Here is an 18,415-nt window from a genome sequence, read left to right on the forward strand (position 1 = left end):
ACGGGTCGTCCTACACGGGCAGGAAGTTGATCGGGTGGCTGTCCGTCGCCCACAGGTACTGGACGGCGTACGCCCGCCAGGGCCGCCAGGCCGCCGCGCGGGCGGTGAGCGCCGCCGGGGTGGAGGGCAGGCCCAGTTCCCCCGCGGCGCGGCGGATGCCGAGGTCGGTGGGGAGGAAGGCGTCGGGGTCGCCGAGGGCGCGCATGGCGATGACGTCGGCGGTCCAGGGGCCGAAGCCGGGCAGCGCCAGGAGCCGGGCGCGGGTCTCGGACCAGTCGCACTCGACGCCCAGGTTGACCGAGCCGTCGGCCAGGTGGGCGACCAGGGTGGTGAAGGTCGTGCGGCGGGTGCCCGGCATCGCCAAGGTCCGCGGGTCCACCGCCGCCAGTGCGGCCGTGGACGGGAAGAGGTGGGTCAGGCCGCCCTCCGGGTCGTCGACCGGCTCGCCGTGCGCCGTGACCAGGCGGGCGGCGTGGGTGCGGGCGGCGGCGGTGGAGACCTGCTGGCCGAGTACCGCCCGGACCGCGAACTCCGCCTCGTCCACCGTGCGCGGCACGCGCCGTCCGGGCGCCTTGTCGACGAGCGGCGCGAGCAGCGGGTCGGCGCGCAGCTGGCCGTCGATCGCCGTCGGGTCCGCGTCCAGGTCGAGCAGCCGGCGGCAGCGGCTGATGGCGACGGTCAGGTCGCGCGGGTCGCTGAGGGTGAGGCGGCAGGCGATGTGGTCGGGGCCGGGGGTGAGGGCCACGATGCCGTGACCGTACGGGAGGCGCAGGGTGCGGCGGTAGGCGCCGTCCTGCCACTCCTCCACCCCGGGTACGGCGGTGGCGGCGAGGTGACCGAAGAGGTTGTCGGGGTTGAGGGGGGTGCGGAAGGGGAGGCGGAGGGAGAGGGTGCCGGGGGTGGTGCCGGCGACGCGGTCCTTCGGGGCGCGGGTGCGCAGTTCGCTCGGGGAGAGCGCGTAGACCTCGCGGACGGTGTCGTTGAAGGTGCGCACGGAGGCGAAGCCGGCCGCGAAGGCGACGTCCGCCATGAGCAGCGGGGTGGTCTCGATCAGCACCCGGGCGGTCTGGGCTCGCTGCGCGCGGGCGAGCGCGAGCGGTCCGGCGCCCAGCTCGGCGAGGAGCTGGCGTTCGACCTGCCGGGTGCTGTAGCCGAGGCGCGCGGCGAGGCCGGGCACGCCCTCGCGGTCCACGACGCCGTCGGCGATCAGCCGCATGGCGCGGGCGGTGAGGTCGGCCCGCTGGTTCCACTCCGGGGAGCCGGGGCTGGTGTCCGGGCGGCAGCGTTTGCACGCCCGGAATCCGGCCTGCTGGCAGGCCGCCGCGCTCGGATAGAAGATCATGTTCTGAGGCTTGGGCGGCACCACCGGGCAGCTGGGCCGGCAGTAGATGCGGGTGGTCAGGACGGCTGTGAAGAACCAGCCGTCGAACCGCGCGTCCTTGGACCGGACGGCGCGCACGCAGCGCTCGGTGTCGGTGTGCATTCCCGTCTGCATGGGTCCAGGATGGTCCACCGGCCGGGCAGGTGCTGGCGAGAATCCGACATGGACCTCGCGCTTCCTGGGCCTGCCCGGATCACCTTGGGGAGCGGGAGCCCGGGTTGCCCGGGCTCCCGCTCCGTCCCCGGTTACTCGGTGGCCGTGGGCCGCCGCGAGGCCGCCGTCGCCTTCTTCACGTCCGTCAGCGGGCGCAGCCGGTAGGTGTAGGCGTAGTCCCGGTCGGCGAAGAGCTTGAACTCGTCGTGCGTGTGCGCGCCCCAGCTGTTGTCACCGCCGACGCCCATCTGACGGTGGTTGAGGCGCAGGACCACCTCGTCCCGCGGCGTCAGCTGGTAGTCGTGCCGGACTCCCGTCGACAGGTCCTCCGGCGTGAAGTACGAGGCGTTGGCCTCCAGCAGCGGTTCGCCGGACGCGAGCAGGCCCACCCCTTGGCGGTCGGTGAGGGCGATCCAGCGGACGTCGGTCTTGTTGCCGTTCTCCTGCGGGCGGATGTAAGGGGTCCACTGCTCGGCGACGGTGCCGGAGTAGAGGCCGACGTCGGTGCCGGTGTTGCGGTCCCAGTGGTTCTCCTCGGGGCCGCGCCCGTAGTAGTGCAGGCGGTCCAGGCGGCCGGGAAGGAAGAGCAGGGTGCCGATCTCGGGGATGTAGGGCAGGGTCGCGGCGCCCGGGTGCAGGGTGTTGTCGACCTTGATCTCGCCGTTGCCGAACACCGTGTAGGTGGTGCTGTACGTCGACTCCACCGTGGTGGGCAGCGTGCCGCTGACCTTGATCTCGACGGCGCGGTCGCCGAGGGGGCGCACGGCCACGTCCGTGACCGTGCGGCGGGAGCCGGCGTCGCGCCAGGTCTGGTTGCGGGTGTGCTGGCCGTTGCCCTTGTCGTTGTCGGTGGGCGCCCGCCAGAAGTTGGGCGCGGGTCCCGAGGTGATGAGCGGGGTGCCCTTGGCCTCGTAGGAGGTGATGGTGCCGGTGCGCTTGTCGACGGTGACGGAGAAGTCCTTGCCGCGGACCCGCACCTCCTTGTCGCGGTCGTCGTGGCGCAGGGCCGGGACGCTCACGAGCGGTACGGGGGCCGCCGTGGGGGCTTCGGGGCCGACGGGGAGCTGCAGGCGGGCCACCTCGAAGCCCGCCTCCGCCCACGGCGTAGCGTCCTTGGTGGTGAAGGACAGCTCCAGGAAGTACTCGGTGCCGTCGTCCGCGTCGTCCGGGAGGCGGACGGGGAGGGTGATGTCCTTGGCGGCCCCGGGCGCCACGTCGAGCTGGTCCCGGGTCAGCTTCCCGCGCCGCACCACCTGGCCGTCGGCGACGAGCTGCCACCGGCCGTCGAAGTCACGCAGGCCGGTGAAGAGGTACTCGTTGGTGAGGGTCACCGCGCCGGGGTCGCCGCCGGGCCGGCGGGTGACGTGGATCGCCTGGTAGACGCGCTTGACCTCGGCGGCCTTGCCGGTGTGGCCGCGGTCGGCGGTGACGATGCCGTCGGCCACGAAGGCGCCGTCGTTGGGGTTGTCGCCCCAGTCGCCGCCGTACGCGAGGAACGTCTTCTCCCGGGGCCGCTTCCGCTCGGTCCGCACCGTGGCGGCGTCGAACCAGAACCGCACGCCGTCGTCCTTGGGACCGCGGTCGTCCCGGGCGAGTTCGCCGGCGGAGAGCGCCCGGGCGTAGACGCGGGCGCGGCGGATCCTGCCGCTGAACTCGCGGGTCTGAGCGTCGGCGTCGGTGGCGAGGGCGAGGGGCGCGGTGTTGCCGCTGGGGCGCCGGTCGGTGGTGCGGGTGGCCCGTACCACGCCGTCCACGTAGAGGGTCAGCGTTCCGGCGTCCGCGTCGAAGACACCCGCGAGGTGGTGCTCCCGGCCGGTCCAGTCGTCGGGCACGTCCCAGTTCGCGGTGATCCACTGGCCTTCGGAGTGGATGAAGAACTCCAGCTTCCGGTCGTTCTGCTTGAGCGCGTACTGGGTGTCGCCCTTGGCGACGATCGGCTGGTGGTAGCCGGTCACGTGTGGGGTGATCCAGGCCTCCAGGGTCAATGAGTCGCGGAGGTCGAGGCTGTCGTCGCGTTCGAAGACCGTGATGCCGGACAGGCCCTCGTCCCGGTCGAGCCCGCCGCGGGTGGCCAGGATCTCGCCGCGCAGTGCGGCGGGTCCGGACTCGGTGAGCAGGGTGCGGGCGGGGACCGGGGTGTACAGGGACTGGTCGACGAAGTCCCAGATCCAGCCGCCCTGCAACACGTCGTGGGCGCGTACGACGTCCCAGTACTTCTTGAGGTTGCCGTTGGAGTTCCCCATCGCGTGGGCGTACTCGATCATGACGTACGGCCGGGTGTCGGAGGTGTCCCGGGCGCGCTGCTCGACGCGCTGCGGGGTGTCGTACATCTCCGAGCGGATGTCGCTGATGCCGGGGCGGTCGTCGCCCTCGTACTGGATGACGCGGGTGGGGTCGTAGGAGCGGATCCAGTCGTGCATGGCGTTGAAGGTGCTGCCGCCGCCCGCCTCGTTGCCGAGCGACCAGATGACGACGGAGGCGTGGTTCTTGTCGCGGTGGACCATGTTCTGGGCGCGGGCGACGCACGCCTCGGTCCAGTCGGGGTGGTCGCCGGGGTACTCGTCGCGGATGCCGTGGGTCTCCAGATTGGTCTCGTCGACGAGGTAGAGGCCGTACTCGTCGGCCAGTTCCAGCCAGTACGGGTTGTCGGGGTAGTGCGAGGTGCGGACGGAGTTCATGTTCATCCGCTTGATGATCTTCGCGTCCTCGACCATGTCCTCGCGGGTGAGCGCCGTGCCGCGGGACGGGTGCATCTCGTGCCGGTTGGTGCCGCGGAAGGAGACGGGCCGGCCGTTGATCCGCATCAGCCCGTCCTTGAGCGCGAACTCGCGCAGGCCCACCCGGTGGGACAGGGTCTCGATGACCTTGCCCGCCGGGTCCCGCAGGCGCAGGACGGCCGTGTAGAGGTACGGGTGCTCGGCCGACCAGAGCCGGGGCTCGGGCACCGCCTTGGCGGCCCGTACGGTGACGTCCTCGCCGGGGCCGGCCGTGCCGAGGTCGGCGGACTGCTGGAGGGGCCGGGACCAGACGGCGTGGCCGCGCGCGTCGTAGAGCTGGGTCTCGACGGTGCAGCGGCCGGTGCCGCCTTCGCCGTACGCCCGCACGCTCGCGGTGACGGCCAGCTCGGCGGCGGTGTACGTGTCGTTCAGCGGGGTGTCGAGCTTGAAGTCGCGCAGGTGCACGGCCGGGGTGGAGTAGAGGTAGACCGAGCGGAAGATGCCGCTCAGCCGGATCATGTCCTGGTCCTCCAGCCAGTCGCCGTCGGCGTAGCGGTAGACCTCCACCGCGATCTGGTTGGTGCCGGGCTTCAGGTGGTCGGTGATGTCGTACTCGGAGGGGGTGTAGGAGTCCTCGTCGTAGCCGACCAGTTCGCCGTTGATCCACACGTAGTGGGCGGACTTGACGCCCTCGAAGTGGAGGAAGGTGCGACGGCCCGTCCAGTCGCGGGGGACGGTGAAGGTGCGCCGGTACTGGCCGACCGGGTTGTAGCGGGTCGGCGCGGTGGGCGGCTGCGGGTCCTCGCCGAGGCCGTTGGGGCCCCAGTACGGGTAGGTGATGTTGAGGTAGATCGGGAAGTCGTGGCCGTGCAGCTGCCAGACGGAGGGGACGGGGATCGTCTCCCAGTCGCCGTCGTCGGTGTCGGTGCGGTGGAAGTCGGCGTCCCGGTCCTCGGGGCGGTCGGCGTAGGCGAACTTCCAGGTGCCGTCCAGGCTGAGCCGGTACGGCGAGCGGGTGCGGTCGGCGGCGAGCGCCTGCTCGACGTCCTGGTACGGCATGAGCGTGGTGTGCGGGGGCTCGGTCCCGAGCCGGAAGACGCCGAAGTCGTTCCACTCCGGGGGCGCGGCGGGCTGCGGCCGCCGCCCGGCCGCGTGCGCTCCGGCGGGCGACGCGGACAGGGCGAGGGCGCCGAGGACGGCGGCACCGCCCTCCATGAGACGGCGGCGGCTGACGACGGGGCGGGGCAGGCGGGCCGGGGATCCGGTGGGTGACACGGGCGAGTGCGGCATGACCGTGGCCTTCCGTGGGTTTCGGGGGCGGCTCAACACACGGTGCTGTGGAGGCAGTTGACACTGGGCTTGTTCACAACTGCCGGTGACGCGGCGACTACTGAGTCAAGGTCACCCTAGGACCCGAACACAACCGAATCAATTATCCCGTCGGACTCTGTTGGTTCCTGAGCGAGAGGCCGGAACTCAGGGCCGCGTGAGGGTGTCCCACTCGACGGTGCGGTCGCACCAGCGGTCCAGGAGGACGCGGTCGTGGCCGACGGCCAGCAGTCCGGCGCCGGTGGCGGCCCGGTAGTCCTCCACGACCCGCACCAGGGCGGCCGTGGTCGAGGCGTCGAGCATCGCCGTCATCTCGTCGCACACCAGCCAGCGCGGGCGCAGCACCAGGGCGCGGGCCAGGCAGGCGCGCTGCAACTGGCCGTCGCTGACCTCGTGCGGGCGCCTGGTCAGCAGGTCGGTGGTCAGTCCGACGATGGCGGCCAGTTCGGCGACCCTGACGGCGGCGTCCGCGCGCCGGCCGGTGGCGCGCAGCGGTTCGGCGATCAGGTCGGCGAGGGTGAGCCGGGGGTCCGCGGAGAGCCGGGCCTGCTGGAAGACGACACCGAAGGCGGTGCGGCGCTCGCGCGGGGCGCGGTGGCGCCAGCGCCGTACGGGTGTGCCGTCGACGACCAGGGTGCCGGCCTCGGGCTGGTGCAGCAGGGCGGCGACCCTGGCGAGGGTGGACTTGCCGCAGCCGCTGGGGCCGAGCAGTCCGACGGCCTCCCCCGGCGCGACGGAGAGGGTGACGTCCCGGAAGACGGGCGCCTTGCGGGCGTATCCGGCGGTCACGGTGCGCAGTTCAAGCACGGTCGGCGGCCTCCGGGAGCGCGGCGTGGGGGTGGTGACAGGCGACCGTGCCGGTGAGCGGCGGCAGGACGGCGCAGGCGTCGGTCGCCCGGCCGCAGCGGGCGGCGAAGGCGCAGCCGTCCGGGAGGGCGCCCAGCTCGGGCGGCAGGCCGGGGATCGGGGTGAAGGCGTGGTCGGGCAGCGCGTCGAGCAGCCCCCGGCTGTAGGGGTGGCGGGGGCCGGGGGCGCCGAAGAATGCGGCGGCGTCGGCGAGTTCGACGATCCGGCCCGCGTACATCACGGCGATCCGGTCGGCGACGCGCTCGGCGGCGGCCAGGTCGTGGGTGATCATCAGCAGGGCACGGCCCTCGCCGTCCGCCTTGTTGTCGACATGTCGTCTCAGCTCGTCGACGGTGCGGTCGACCAGGTCCCGGTCGAGTCCGGTGGTGGGCTCGTCGGCCAGCAGCAGCGGGGCGTCGCCGACCAGGGCGAGGGCGGTGGCGGCGCGCTGGGCGAGGCCGCCGGAGAGTGCGTGCGGGTGGTGGTCGAGGTGGTCCACGGGGAACGCGGCGCGTCCGGCGGCGGCCTCGGCGGCCTTGCGCAGGGCCGCGCGGCCACGGGTGCCGGTCAGTTCGGCGACCGTCTCCTCCAGTTGGGAGCGGATGGTGCGCACGGGGGTGAGGTGGGCAGCCGGGCTCTGCGGGACGAGGCCGACCAGCCGGCCCCGCACGGTACGGGCGAAGGTGCGCTCGTCGGTGGCGAGCAGGTCCAGGTCGCCGAGCAGAGCTGCGCCCGCGGTCTGCGCGTTGCCGGGCAGCAGGCCAAGGAGGGCGGAGGCGAGGACCGACTTGCCGCAGCCGCTCTCGCCGATCAGGGCCAGGCACTCGCCGGCCGCCACGTCGAAGTGGGCGTCGGTCACGGCGGCGACGCGGCGCCCGCCGGGCATCAGGAAGCGCACCGACAGACCGCGTACCGACAGCACGGGGGCTCGCCCGGTCACAGCATCAGCTCCGATCGGCGGCGGGGGTTGATCCGCTCCCGCCAGGCGCCCGCGAGTCCGGCGACGGCGAGGGTGGGGACGATGATGAACAGTCCCGGGAAGAGGGTCGGCCACCACTGTCCGGCGAGCAGCGAACCCCGCGCCTCCTGGATCAGGTTGCCGAGGCTTGCGGTGTGCGTGGGCAGCCCGAGCCCGAGGAAGGACAGCGCCGACTCGTGCCACATGGCGTGCGGCACCATCAGCACGGCGGCGAGCGCGGCCTGGGGCAGCACGCCCGGCAGCAGATGCCGTACGGTCACCCGCCACCGGGAGGCGCCGCCGGAGACGGCCGCGTCGACGTAGGGGCGCGAGCGCAGGGACAGCACCTCGGCGCGGACGATGCGCGCCGTGGACAGCCAGTGGGTGAGCGCCACGGAGGCCACCACCGGCCAGACGCCCGGCCGGAACATCGCGACGATGAAGATGCCCAGCAGCAGGTGGGGCACGGAGGAGATGGTGTCGACGACCCGCATCACGCCCCGGTCGACCCAGCCGCCCAGCGCCCCGGCGGTGGCGCCCACGGCGGTGCCGACGACCGTCGCCGTCAGCGCGGCCGCCACCCCGACCAGCAGGGAGACGCGCAGTCCGTACACGCAGCGCAGCAGCAGGTCCCGGCCGACGTCGTCGGTGCCGAAGGGGTGCTCCGGGCTCGGTGGCCGCAGCTTCGCCGCGAGGTCGACGGCCTGCTGGTCGAGCTGGACCAGCGGCGGCACGAGCAGCACGGCGAGGACGGTCAGGGCGAGCAGCGCGGCGGAGGTGCGCAGGCGCAGGGTGCGGGTGGAGCGGCGGGCGGTGCCCTGGGAGCGCCAGGCGGGGTCGGGGGCCGGGGTGGGCGCGGGCGCGGTGGGTGGCGGCGCGGCGGGGTCACATGTCACTGAGCTTCACCCTCGGGTCGAACAGTCCGTAGAGCAGGTCGGCGAGCAGGTTGCCGGCGAGTACGGCGGCGGTGGCGAGGGTGGTCAAGGCCGCCAGCAGCGGGAAGTCGACGGCGGTGGCCGCCTCGACGGTGGCCGCGGCGATCCCCGGCCAGCTGAAGACGCTCTCCACCAGCAGGGCGCCGGTGATGAGTTCGGGAACGCGCGAGCCGATCAGGGTGAGCACCGGCAGCAGTCCCGAGCGCAGGGCGTGCCCGAGCAGGACGGTGCGCTCCCCCAGGCCGCGGGCGCGCGCGCCGCGCACCGGGTCCTCGGCGAGGGCGTCGCCGACGCCTTGGCGCACGTACAGCGTGAACCACGGCAGTTGGGAGACGGCGAGCACGCCCGCGGGCAGCGCGACGTGGCTCGCGACCTGGCCGGGGGTGACCCGCTCGCTCGCGGTGTCGGTCAGGCCGCCGGCCGGCAGGACGTCCCACTGGAGGGCGAACAGCCACACGGCGAGCAGCGCGATCCAGAAGACCGGTGCCGCCTCCAGGGTGTACGCGAGTGAGGTGACCGCCCGGTCGAGCATCGAACCGGGGCGGCGGGCGGCCAGCACGCCGAGGACCGTGCCGGCCAGGACGGCGGCGGCGAAGGCGACGGCGCACAGCAGGACGGACCAGACGAGGCGTTCGCCGATGACCTGCGTCACCGGCTGGCGCATCACCCCGGAGTGGCCGAGGTCGCCGGTGAGCGCGGAGGTCAGCCAGTTCCACCAGCGGACGACGAACGACTGGTCGACGCCGAGGTTCTCCCGCAGCCGGTCCAGGGTCTCCTGGTCGGCGCCGAGCGCGGCGGTGCCGGCGTACGCCTTGACGGGGTCGAAGGGGGAGGCGGCGGCGATCGCGAACACACCGAAGGTGACGACGAGGACGACGGGGACGGCGAACAGCGCCCGCCGCCCCGCCAGCCGTGCCATCGCTTCCCAGGGCACGCGCCGGGGAGACCGGGTCACTTCTTGGGCTGCCAGTCCTCGATGTTCCACCAGGGCCCGCTGGCGAAGCCGTGCTCGTGCGGCTCCAGCTGGGTGGTCAGCCCGTCCCAGCGGTCGGCGAGGACGTAGAGGTGGTCGATGTGGGTGAGGAAGGTGTAGCCCGGGTTCTCCACGAGCGCCTTCTGGAGCTTGCCGTAGGCGGCGGCGCGCGTCTTCGGGTCCTGGGTGCGGCGGCCGGCATCGAGGGCCTGGTCCACGGCCGGATCGTCGTAGTGGGCCATGTTGTTGAAGCCGTCGCCGGCCAGCGAGGAGTGCAGCAGGGTGTAGAGGCCGAAGTCGGGGTCGCCGACGCTGCCGAAGCCGGCGAGGACGGCGTCGCGTCCCATGCGCGGCTCGATGACCTCCCAGGTGGCGCCCTCCACCTTCACCTCGATGCCGGCCTTCTTGGCGTCGGAGGCGTAGGCGAGCGCGTGGTCCTGACGGACCTTGTCGCCCGAGGGGTAGTAAAGGGTGAACGAGGCGCGCTGTCCGTCCTTGGCGCGGATGCCGCCGGAACCGGCCTTCCAGCCGGCCTCGTCCAGGAGGCGCTCGGCCTTGGCGAGGTCGCGCGGGCGCTCGATGGCGCGCTCGTACCAGGGGTCGTCGACGGGCAGCGGCCCGTACGCCGGCCGGCCCGCGCCGTCGAGGATCTTGTCGACCATCGCCCGGCGGTCCACGGCGGCGTCCAGGGCCCGCCGGATCGCGCGGTCGCCGGTGACCTTGCCGGAGGTGGGCAGGGTGACGGCCCGGAAGTCGTAGGACCGGGCCTCGTAGGTGCGCTTGCCCTCGTCGTTCTTGAAGGTGGCGGCGAGGTTGGGCGGCAGGACGGCGCCGTCGAGGTCGCCGGAGCGCAGCCGGGTGGCGCGCACGTTGTCGTCGGCGACGACCGCCATGGTGAACGACTTCACGGTGGGCTTGTCGCCCCAGTAGTGCGGGTTGGCCTTGAAGGCGAGCTTCTCGCCCTTGCTCCAGTTGGTGAGCACGTACGGCCCGGTACCGACGGGCTTGGTGTTGAAGTCACCGGTGTTGGGGTCCTGCCCGCCCGCCAGGTGTTCGGGGACGACGGGCAGCACCGTGCGGGCGGCGAAGGCGGCGTAGGGGTACTTGAGCGTGAAGACGACGGTGTCGTCACCGGTCGCGCGGACGTCCTTGACGGCGTCGAGTTCGCTACGGGCGGTGTAGTTCGTCTTCTCGTCGAGGACGGTGCGGTACGTGTAGACCACGTCCTGGGCCGTGAGCGGTTCGCCGTCGCTGAACTTCACGCCCTTGCGGAGGGTGTACGTGTAGGTCAGGCCGCCGTCGGCGATCTTCGGCAGGGCGGCCGCGAGGGCCGGCTTCAGCTTCAGGCCGGTGTCGCGGGCGAGCAGCCCGTCGAAGATCTTGGAGTTGCCGTCCTTGCCGTAGCCGAGCAGCGGGCTGAGGGTGTCCGGTTCGGAGCCCACCCCGATCACCACGGACGCGGCCGCGCCGGCGTCGTCGTCCGTTCCGCCACCGCCGGGCGCGGAGCAGGCGGTGACGCCGACGGCGACCGCCGCCGCGACGGCGGCACTTCGTATCCGACGGGTTGTCATGTCTCCCCCACACTGGTTGGCGATGCGGGGTTATTGCACATCAGTTGCAATTAAGGCGTCAAGCCAGGTGAGAGGCGCCTCGCCCGGCGACTGCCTCCGCAGGGACCGGGAGCGACACGTGGGACCAGTACTGGACGGCGCATGCGATCGGCAGGAAACTGCCATATCGCCCGATTGACCGTGCGACGGGCGCCAACCAGGAGGAAACGGCCGTGTCGACCGCAGCAGAGGGAAGCACCGGAGCAGAACCGGAAGGGCCGTCGACGGATACCGGACCGGCGGGCCCGAGTGCGCTCAAACGCACGGTCTTCTTCGGGTCGGCGGTGCTGATCCTGGCGATCTCGATCTGGGCGATCGCCACGCCGTCCGGTGCCGAATCCGCCATCGGAGTGGCTGTCGACAAGATCTCGTCCTGGTTCGGCTGGTACTACTTCCTCGCCGCGACCGTCTACCTCGGATTCGTCGTCTTCGTCGGCGTGTCCAAGTACGGCACGATCAAGCTGGGGCCCAAGCACTACAAGCCCGACTACGGGCTGTTCGCCTGGGCGGCGATGCTGTTCGCGGCGGGCATCGGCATCGACCTGATGTTCTTCTCCGTCTCCGGTCCGGTCAGCCACTACCTCGCGCCGCCGGAGGGCGACCCGGAGACGGTGGAGGCCGCCCGGCAGGCCGTGGTCTGGACGCTGTTCCACTACGGCATCACCGGCTGGGCCATGTACGCGCTGATGGGCATGGCGCTCGGCTTCTTCGCCTTCCGGTACCGGCTGCCCCTCGCCATCCGGTCAGCGCTCTACCCGGTCATCGGACGCCGGATCCACGGCCGGATCGGGGACACCGTCGATCTGGCGGCCATCATCGGCACCGTGTTCGGCATCTCCGTGTCGCTCGGCATCGGTGTGGTGCAGCTCAACTACGGGCTGAAGGTGCTCTTCGACGTGCCGGAGGGTCTCCCCGCCCAGATCGGCCTGATCGCCGTGGCGGTGGTGATGGCGACGGTGTCCGCGGTGGCAGGTGTGGACAAGGGCATCCGTCGGCTGTCGCAGCTCAACGTCCTGCTCGCCGTCCTGCTGATGCTCTTCATCCTCGTGGTGGGTGAGCCCTTCCGGCTGCTCAACTCCCTCGTGCAGAACGTCGGGGACTACGTCAGCCGCTTTCCCTCGATGACCCTGAACACCTTCGCCTACGACCAGCCCACCGAGTGGCTGGACGCGTGGACGCTCTTCTTCTGGGCCTGGTGGATCGCCTGGGCGCCCTTCGTCGGACTCTTCCTGGCCCGCATCTCCCGCGGCCGCACCCTGCGTCAGTTCGTCGCCGCGACGCTGATCATCCCCTTCGTCTTCACCGGTCTCTTCCTGGCCGTCTTCGGCAACAGCGCGCTGTTCCTGGTCCGCGACGGCAACACCGAGTTCGGCCAGACCGCGATGAACACCCCCGAGCAGGGCTTCTACGGCCTGCTCGAGCAGTATCCGGGCGCGTTGTTCAGCGCGGGACTCGCCACCTTCGTCGGACTGCTGCTGTACGTCACCTCCGCCGACTCCGGGGCCCTGGTGATGGGCAACCTCAGCTCCCACCTGCCGACTCCGGTGACCGACGCGGCCCCGTGGCTGCGCATCTTCTGGGCGCTGACGACGGGTCTGCTCACCCTCGCCATGCTCATCGTGGGCGGCGTGCAGGCACTCACCGACGCCACCATCATCATGGGTCTGCCGTTCTCCTTCGTGATGTTCCTGATCATGGTGGGGCTCTATCTGGCGCTGCGCACCGAGTACATGCGGGAGGAGGCGCTGGCCACCACGCTGCCGGCGTCGCTGTCGGGACGGACGACGCAGCAGGGCCCCACCGCGGCACGGAACTGGCGGCAGCGGCTGACGCGTGCGATGGCCTTCCCGGGCAGGCGGGCCGCCGTCAGGTTCGTCGACGACGTGTGCCGCCCGGCCTTCCAGGAGGTCGGCCAGGCTCTGCGGGAACAGGGAGCGGAGGCCGAACTCCTGGAAGGGGTCAGCGAGGAGAACGGACTTCCGCACGTCGGCCTCCAGGTGCCGATCGGCCCGAGCGACGCGTTCAGGTACGAGGTCTGGCCCGTCGAGAAGCCGACCCCCGGCTTCGCCACCCGGTCGGTCACCACCCACGACACCTACGTGCGCTTCGAGGTCCGGCTCGCCGAGGGCAACCAGGGCTACGACGTGATGGGCTACACCCAGGAACAGCTCATCGGCGACAGCCTCGACCAGTACGAGCGGCATCTGGAATTCCTGCGCCTGCACCGCGAGGCCACCGACCGGTCCGCCCTGCCCAGCCACCGCCCGGACTCTCCGGAAGCGAACTCGCCCGAGTAGCCGCCCCGCGTAGCCGCCCGGACTATCGGCCCAGCCGGGCGGCGAACTCCGCGTGGGCCCGGTCGTCGAAGAGCACGAACCTGACCTCCTCGACCTCGGTGTCCGCCTCCCGTACGGCCGTCACGGCGATCCTGGCGGCGTCCTCCAGCGGCCAGCCGTAGACGCCGGTGGAGATCGCCGGGAAGGCCACGACACGGGCACCCAACGCGTCGGCCACGCGCAGGGACTCGCGGTGGCAGGAGACGAGCAGGCCGGAGCGGTCCTCGGTGGCCGACCAGACCGGCCCCACCGTGTGGATCACCCAGCGCGCGTCCAGGGCTCCGGCGGTGGTGGCGACCGCCCGGCCGGTGGGCAGCCCTCCGCCGAGGTGTCCCGCGCGGAGCCTGCGGCACTCCTCCAGGATCGCGGGTCCGCCGCGCCGGTGGATGGCGCCGTCGACGCCGCCTCCGCCGAGCAGGGAGGAGTTGGCCGCGTTGACGATCGCGTCGGCGCTCTCGCGGGTGATGTCGCCCTGGACGAGCGTGATGGTGGTCATGGGCCCTTCCCTGTCGTCGCCGTCTGCCTCGTGCCCGGGGTCTGCCGCTGCCCGCGCCACCCGGCTTCGTCGCGTGGTCAGGTCTGACGCAGCCTGCGCCACACGGCCTTGGCCGCGTTGTGCCCCGACATGCCGTGCACACCCGGGCCGGGCGGGGTGGCCGACGAGCAGATGAAGACGGCCGGGTGCGGGGTGGTGTACGGGAACAGGGAGAGCTTGGGGCGGAGCAGGAGCTGGAGGCCGGAGACCGCACCGGAGGCGATGTCGCCGCCGACGTAGTTGGCGTTGCGGGCGGCCAGTTCGGGTGGGCCGGCGGTGGCGCGGGCGAGGACGCGGTCGCGGAAGCCGGGGGCGAAGCGCTCCAGTTGGCGTTCTATCGCGTCGGTCAGGTCGCCGGTCCAGCCGTTGGGGACGTGGCCGTACGCCCAGAAGACGTGCTTGCCGGCCGGAGCGCGGGTGGGGTCGGCGACGCCGGGCTGCACGGTGATGAGGAACGGCGCGTCGGGCGCGCGGCCCGCGCGGGAGGCCGCGTTCAGCGCGGCGCCGATCTCCGCGCTGTCGGCGCCGATCTGCACGGTGCCGGCGCGGCGCGGTGCCTCGGCGGTCCACGGCACGGGCCCGTCCAGCGCGTAGTCGATCTTGAAGACGCCGGGGCCGTACCGGTAGCCGGCGTAGTGGTTGCCGAGGCCGGCGATACGGGCGAGGGCGGTGGGCGAGGTGTCGAAGACGTAGGCGCGGGCGGGCGGCAGGTCGTCGAGGCGCTTGACCACGTAGTCGGTGTGGACGGCGCCGCCGAGGTCCTGGAGGTGGCCGGCCAGGGCGTCGGAGATGGCCTGGGAGCCGCCGCGGGCCACGGGCCAGCCGCGGGCGTGCGCGGCGAGGGCGAAGACCAGACCGATGGCGCCGGTGGCGAACCCGCCGAGCGGGGCCATGACGTGCGCGACGAGGCCCGCGAAGAGGGTCTTGGCCCGCTCGTCGCGGAAGCGGCGCATCAGCCACGTCGACGGGGGCAGCCCGACCAGGCCGAACCGGGCCAGGGTGACCGGGTCGCGGGGCAGCGCGGTCAGCGGCAGGGACATGAAGTCCCGGGCCAGGGTGTCCCACCGGGGCAGGAAGCGCTCGACCAGCCTGCGGTACGTGCCCGCGTCGCGCGCTCCGAAGGAGGCGGCGGTCTCGCCCACCGACCGGGACAGCACGGCGGCGGAGCCGTCCAGGAAGGGGTGCGCCATGGGCAGCGCGGGGTGCAGCCACTCCAGTCCGTACCGCTCCAGGGGGAGGTCTCGGAAGGCGGGCGAATTGATGCCGAGGGGGTGCGCGGCGGAGCACGGGTCGTGCCGGAAGCCCGGCAGCGTCAGCTCCTCGGTGCGCGCCCCGCCGCCCACCGCGCCCTGGGCTTCGAAGACGGCGACCGAGAAACCCCGGCGGGCCAGCTCCACGGCAGCGGTCAGCCCGTTCGGCCCCGCACCCACTACGACCGCATCGAGCATCGACGGCACCTTCGGACCCCTTCGTCAGCCGATGGCAACTCCGGATCAGGATATGCCCGGGGTCCGACGGCCGGCGGTCGCGGGTGGGGCGGGGAGGGCTGGAGGCGAGGGGCGAGGGCGGGCCCCTGGTCGCCGGGGGGCGGGGGCGGGTCGCCTCCGGCGCCGAGATCAGGCTTCGCCGGACAGCAGCCCCACCACCCGGCGGGCCGTGGCCGCGTCGCGGGCCGCGGTGAACGGCAGGTCATTGCCCCCGGTGACGCGGAAGGGTACGCCCGTACGGGTCAGGTGGACGCCGCCCGCCTCCTCGACCAGGAGCAGTCCGGCCGCGTGGTCCCAGGCGGCCTCCCACGAGAAGGCGGTGGCGTCGGACTCGCCGCGGGCGACGGCGAGGTACTCCAGGCCGGCCGAGCCGCAGGCCCGCGGGGCGACACCCGGGGTGCGCAGACCGAGCAGGTCGTGCTTCTGCTCGTCCGTCGTGTAGTCCGGGTGGGAGGTGGCGACGCGCAGGTCGCGGCCGGGCTCGGGCACGCCCGCGTACAGCCGCTCACCGTCCAGGTACGCACCCCGGCCCCGTACGGCGGTGGCGAGCCGGTCGTCGGCCGCGGCGTAGGTCCAGGAGGCGTGCACGACTCCGTGCCGGGCGAGCGCGACCAGGGTGCAGAAGCCCCGCTCGCCGCGCACGAACTGCCGGGTTCCGTCGACCGGGTCGACGATCCACACCGGTGCGTCGCCCCGTAGCGCCTCGTAGGAGGCGGGGTTGGCGTGCACCGCCTCCTCGCCGACGACGACCGAGCCGGGCAGCAGGTCGGCGAGGGCGTCGGTGAGGTACAGCTCGGCCTTGCGGTCGGCGTCCGTCACCAGGTCGTGCGGGCCGGCCTTCTGGTCGACCTCGTCCGCCGCGAGCCGCCGCCAGCGCGGCATGATCTCCTGGGCGGCCGCCTTGCGGACGGCCTCCTCCACGTCGTCGGCGTGCCGGGCGAGAAACTCGTCGATGGTTTCGTTGTTCTCGATCATGGCTCCATGAGAGCACGTCCCGCTGACAATCCCCGCCCGGGTGGTGTACTCCGGGTGGAATCGGCACGAACATGCGGTGCGGGGGTCACCGGCCGACCGCGTACCCCTGCATGCCGCGCGGGTTCGCCGCCGCCGACAGCACGCCTGTCTCCGGGTCCCGCGCGACGGCGCACAGCCGGCCCTCCGACCAGGCGTCGCCCACCGTCACGTCGTGCCCGCGGCGCCGCAGCTCCGCCACCACACCGGCCGGCATCCGGGACTCCACGGTGACGCTGCCGGCCCGCATGCCGCGCGGGAAGAAGGAACCGGGGAAGCCGTCGTTGTGCCAGTTCGGTGCGTCGATGGCGCCCTGGAGGTCGAGGCCGCCGCGGATCCGGGCGCGCAGGGCGACCGCCAGGAAGAAGTGCAGCTGCCACTGGTCCTGCTGGTCGCCGCCGGGCGTGCCGAAGGCCATGACGGGGACGCCGTCGCGCAGGGCGATGGAGGGCGTGAGCGTGGTGCGGGGGCGGCGGCCGGGGGTGAGCGAGTTGGGCAGGCCCTCTTCCAGCCAGGTCATCTGCAGCCGGGTGCCGAGCGGGAAGCCCAGTTCGGGCACGACGGGGTTGGACTGGAGCCAGCCGCCGCTGGGCGTCGCCGAGACCATGTTGCCCCAGCGGTCCACGATGTCGAGGTGGCAGGTGTCGCCGCGGGTGCCTCCGTCGGCGGCGACGTCCGGCTCTCCCGTAATCTCCGGCTCTCCCGTGACGTCCGGCTCTCCCGTGACCTCGGGTTCGCCCGGCACCGGGGAGGCCGGGCTCTTGGCGACGGTCGGCTCGCCGACCCCCAGGGCGTCGAAGCCCTCGGCCTCGTCCGCCGCCGACAGCGCGTGGGCGCTGAGCCGTGGGGTGCGGCCGCCCGGACCGCCGGGCCGCAGTTCGAAGGACGCCTTGTCGCCGACGAGGTCGCGCCGCTCGGCGTTGTACCCGGCCGAGAGCAGGTCGTCGAGCGGCACCCGCTCCGCGCCGTCGGCGTCGCCGTACCAGGCCTCCCGGTCCGCCATGGCCAGCTTGCAGCCCTCGACCAGCAGGTGGACGTAGTCGGCGGAGCCGTACGCGGGCAGTTCGGGCGGGAGCAGCGCCAGCTGCTGGAGGAGGACGGGACCCTGGCTCCACGGGCCGGCCTTGCACAGGGTCCAGCCGTTCCAGTCGTAGGTGGCGGGAGCCTCGTAGTGCGCGGACCAGCCGGCCAGGTCGGCGGCGGTCAGCGTGCCGGTGTGGCGTTCGCCGCTGGTGTCCATGGTGGGCCGGGCGGCCTGCCGGACCAGGGCCTCGGCTATGAACCCGGAGCGCCAGACCTCCCGCGCGGCGTCGATCTCCGCCTCGCGGTCCCCCGCGCCTGCCGTCTCGGCCAGCAGCCGCCTCCAGGTGGCGGCGAGGGCGGGGTTGCGGAACAGCTCGCCGGGGCGGGGCGGACGGCCGTCCGGCAGGTAGACCTCGGCCGAGGTCGTCCACTCCGTCTCGAACAGGTTCCGTACGGTCTCGACGGTCTCCGCGACGCGCTCCACGGGAGCGTGCCCGTCTTCGGCGTAGCCGATGGCGTACTTCAGCACGTCGGCCAGCGGTTTGGTGCCGTGGTCGCGCAGCAGGAGCAGCCAGGCGTCGAAGGCTCCGGGCACGGCGGCGGCCAGGGGGCCGGTGCCGGGTACGAGGTCCAGACCGAGCCCCTTGTAGTGCGCGACGGTGGCCCCGGCGGGCGCGACACCCTGCCCGCACAGCACCCGCACCTCGCCGCCCGCGGGCGCGAGCAGGATGGGCACCTCCCCGGCGGGCCCGTTGAGATGCGGCTCGACGACGTGCAGCACGAAGGCACCGGCCACGGCGGCGTCGTAGGCGTTGCCCCCGTCCTCGAGGACGGCCATGGCCGACTGCGAGGCCAGCCAGTGGGTGGAGGACACCATGCCGAAGGTGCCCTGGAGGGTGGGTCGGGTGGTGAACACGGGGCCTCTCTCACATCGTCGTCCGCGTGACGCTCTCCTCGTCCCGCTCCGTCGGCAGGCTATCGATCGCTCTCCGGCGACGGCGAGGCCGAGTCCCTCCGAAGTCCGGAGGTGAACCGGGTTGACCCTGACGCGGGGTCAACCCTCCATCCTTTCCGCAGGAGCTTCCTGGCGGTCGCCTGGAACGGCTCCACGGAGGACCAAG

12 protein-coding genes are annotated in these 18,415 nt (G+C 72.8%); 1 reads left to right on the plus strand and 11 read right to left on the minus strand.

What is annotated here, in order from left to right:
- Window positions 1-10: 10 nt before the first annotated feature.
- The 7 genes from ACFW01_RS22555 to ACFW01_RS22585 all read right to left on the minus strand — a co-directional run bounded on the left by ACFW01_RS22555 (window position 11) and on the right by ACFW01_RS22585 (window position 10,863).
- Entirely contained in the window at window positions 11-1,495 is a 1,485-nt protein-coding gene (locus ACFW01_RS22555) for an AlkA N-terminal domain-containing protein (RefSeq protein WP_384505972.1), read from the minus strand.
- A gap of 131 nt (window positions 1,496-1,626) precedes the next feature.
- On the minus strand, window positions 1,627-5,541 hold the full coding sequence (locus ACFW01_RS22560; protein ID WP_384505975.1) for a glycoside hydrolase family 2 TIM barrel-domain containing protein: 3,915 nt from the start codon (window positions 5,539-5,541) through the stop codon (window positions 1,627-1,629).
- Between the two features lie 186 nt (window positions 5,542-5,727).
- Window positions 5,728-6,387, minus strand: coding sequence for an ABC transporter ATP-binding protein (locus tag ACFW01_RS22565; protein ID WP_384505977.1), 660 nt, complete (start codon window positions 6,385-6,387; stop codon window positions 5,728-5,730).
- Window positions 6,380-7,366 carry an ABC transporter ATP-binding protein gene (locus ACFW01_RS22570; RefSeq protein ID WP_384505980.1) on the minus strand — a complete coding sequence of 329 codons (987 nt, stop codon included), beginning with the start codon at window positions 7,364-7,366 and terminating at the stop codon, window positions 6,380-6,382. Before ACFW01_RS22570 ends, ACFW01_RS22565 begins: the two co-directional genes overlap by 8 nt.
- The gene (locus tag ACFW01_RS22575; RefSeq protein WP_384505982.1) at window positions 7,363-8,280 is read right to left on the minus strand and encodes an ABC transporter permease; all 918 of its coding nucleotides are present in this window, start codon (window positions 8,278-8,280) and stop codon (window positions 7,363-7,365) included. Before ACFW01_RS22575 ends, ACFW01_RS22570 begins: the two co-directional genes overlap by 4 nt.
- On the minus strand, window positions 8,270-9,238 hold the full coding sequence (locus tag ACFW01_RS22580; protein WP_384505985.1) for an ABC transporter permease: 969 nt from the start codon (window positions 9,236-9,238) through the stop codon (window positions 8,270-8,272). Before ACFW01_RS22580 ends, ACFW01_RS22575 begins: the two co-directional genes overlap by 11 nt.
- Window positions 9,239-9,270: 32 nt before the next feature.
- Window positions 9,271-10,863, minus strand: coding sequence for an ABC transporter substrate-binding protein (locus ACFW01_RS22585; RefSeq protein WP_384505988.1), 1,593 nt, complete (start codon window positions 10,861-10,863; stop codon window positions 9,271-9,273).
- Window positions 10,864-11,075: 212 nt separating this feature from the next.
- On the opposite strand from ACFW01_RS22585, the gene betT reads away from it, so the two are divergent.
- Window positions 11,076-13,199, plus strand: coding sequence for a choline BCCT transporter BetT (gene betT, locus ACFW01_RS22590; RefSeq protein WP_384505991.1), 2,124 nt, complete (start codon window positions 11,076-11,078; stop codon window positions 13,197-13,199).
- Between the two features lie 22 nt (window positions 13,200-13,221).
- Here the strand turns inward: betT and ACFW01_RS22595 are convergent, their stop codons facing one another.
- The 4 genes from ACFW01_RS22595 to ACFW01_RS22610 all read right to left on the minus strand — a co-directional run bounded on the left by ACFW01_RS22595 (window position 13,222) and on the right by ACFW01_RS22610 (window position 18,210).
- Window positions 13,222-13,734 (minus strand): O-acetyl-ADP-ribose deacetylase, encoded by a 513-nt coding sequence (locus ACFW01_RS22595; protein ID WP_384505994.1) that lies wholly within the window; start codon window positions 13,732-13,734, stop codon window positions 13,222-13,224.
- Window positions 13,735-13,811: 77 nt separating this feature from the next.
- A complete protein-coding gene (locus ACFW01_RS22600; protein WP_234956715.1) occupies window positions 13,812-15,221 on the minus strand; it encodes an NAD(P)/FAD-dependent oxidoreductase in 1,410 nt (469 codons plus the stop codon).
- Between the two features lie 168 nt (window positions 15,222-15,389).
- Entirely contained in the window at window positions 15,390-16,235 is an 846-nt protein-coding gene (locus ACFW01_RS22605) for an inositol monophosphatase family protein (RefSeq protein ID WP_234956714.1), read from the minus strand.
- Window positions 16,236-16,320: 85 nt separating this feature from the next.
- Window positions 16,321-18,210 (minus strand): gamma-glutamyltransferase, encoded by a 1,890-nt coding sequence (locus ACFW01_RS22610; RefSeq protein WP_234956713.1) that lies wholly within the window; start codon window positions 18,208-18,210, stop codon window positions 16,321-16,323.
- Window positions 18,211-18,415 lie beyond the last annotated feature (205 nt).

The sequence above is a fragment of the Streptomyces sp. NPDC058985 genome (genome assembly GCF_042740985.1).
Classification (GTDB): domain Bacteria; phylum Actinomycetota; class Actinomycetes; order Streptomycetales; family Streptomycetaceae; genus Streptomyces.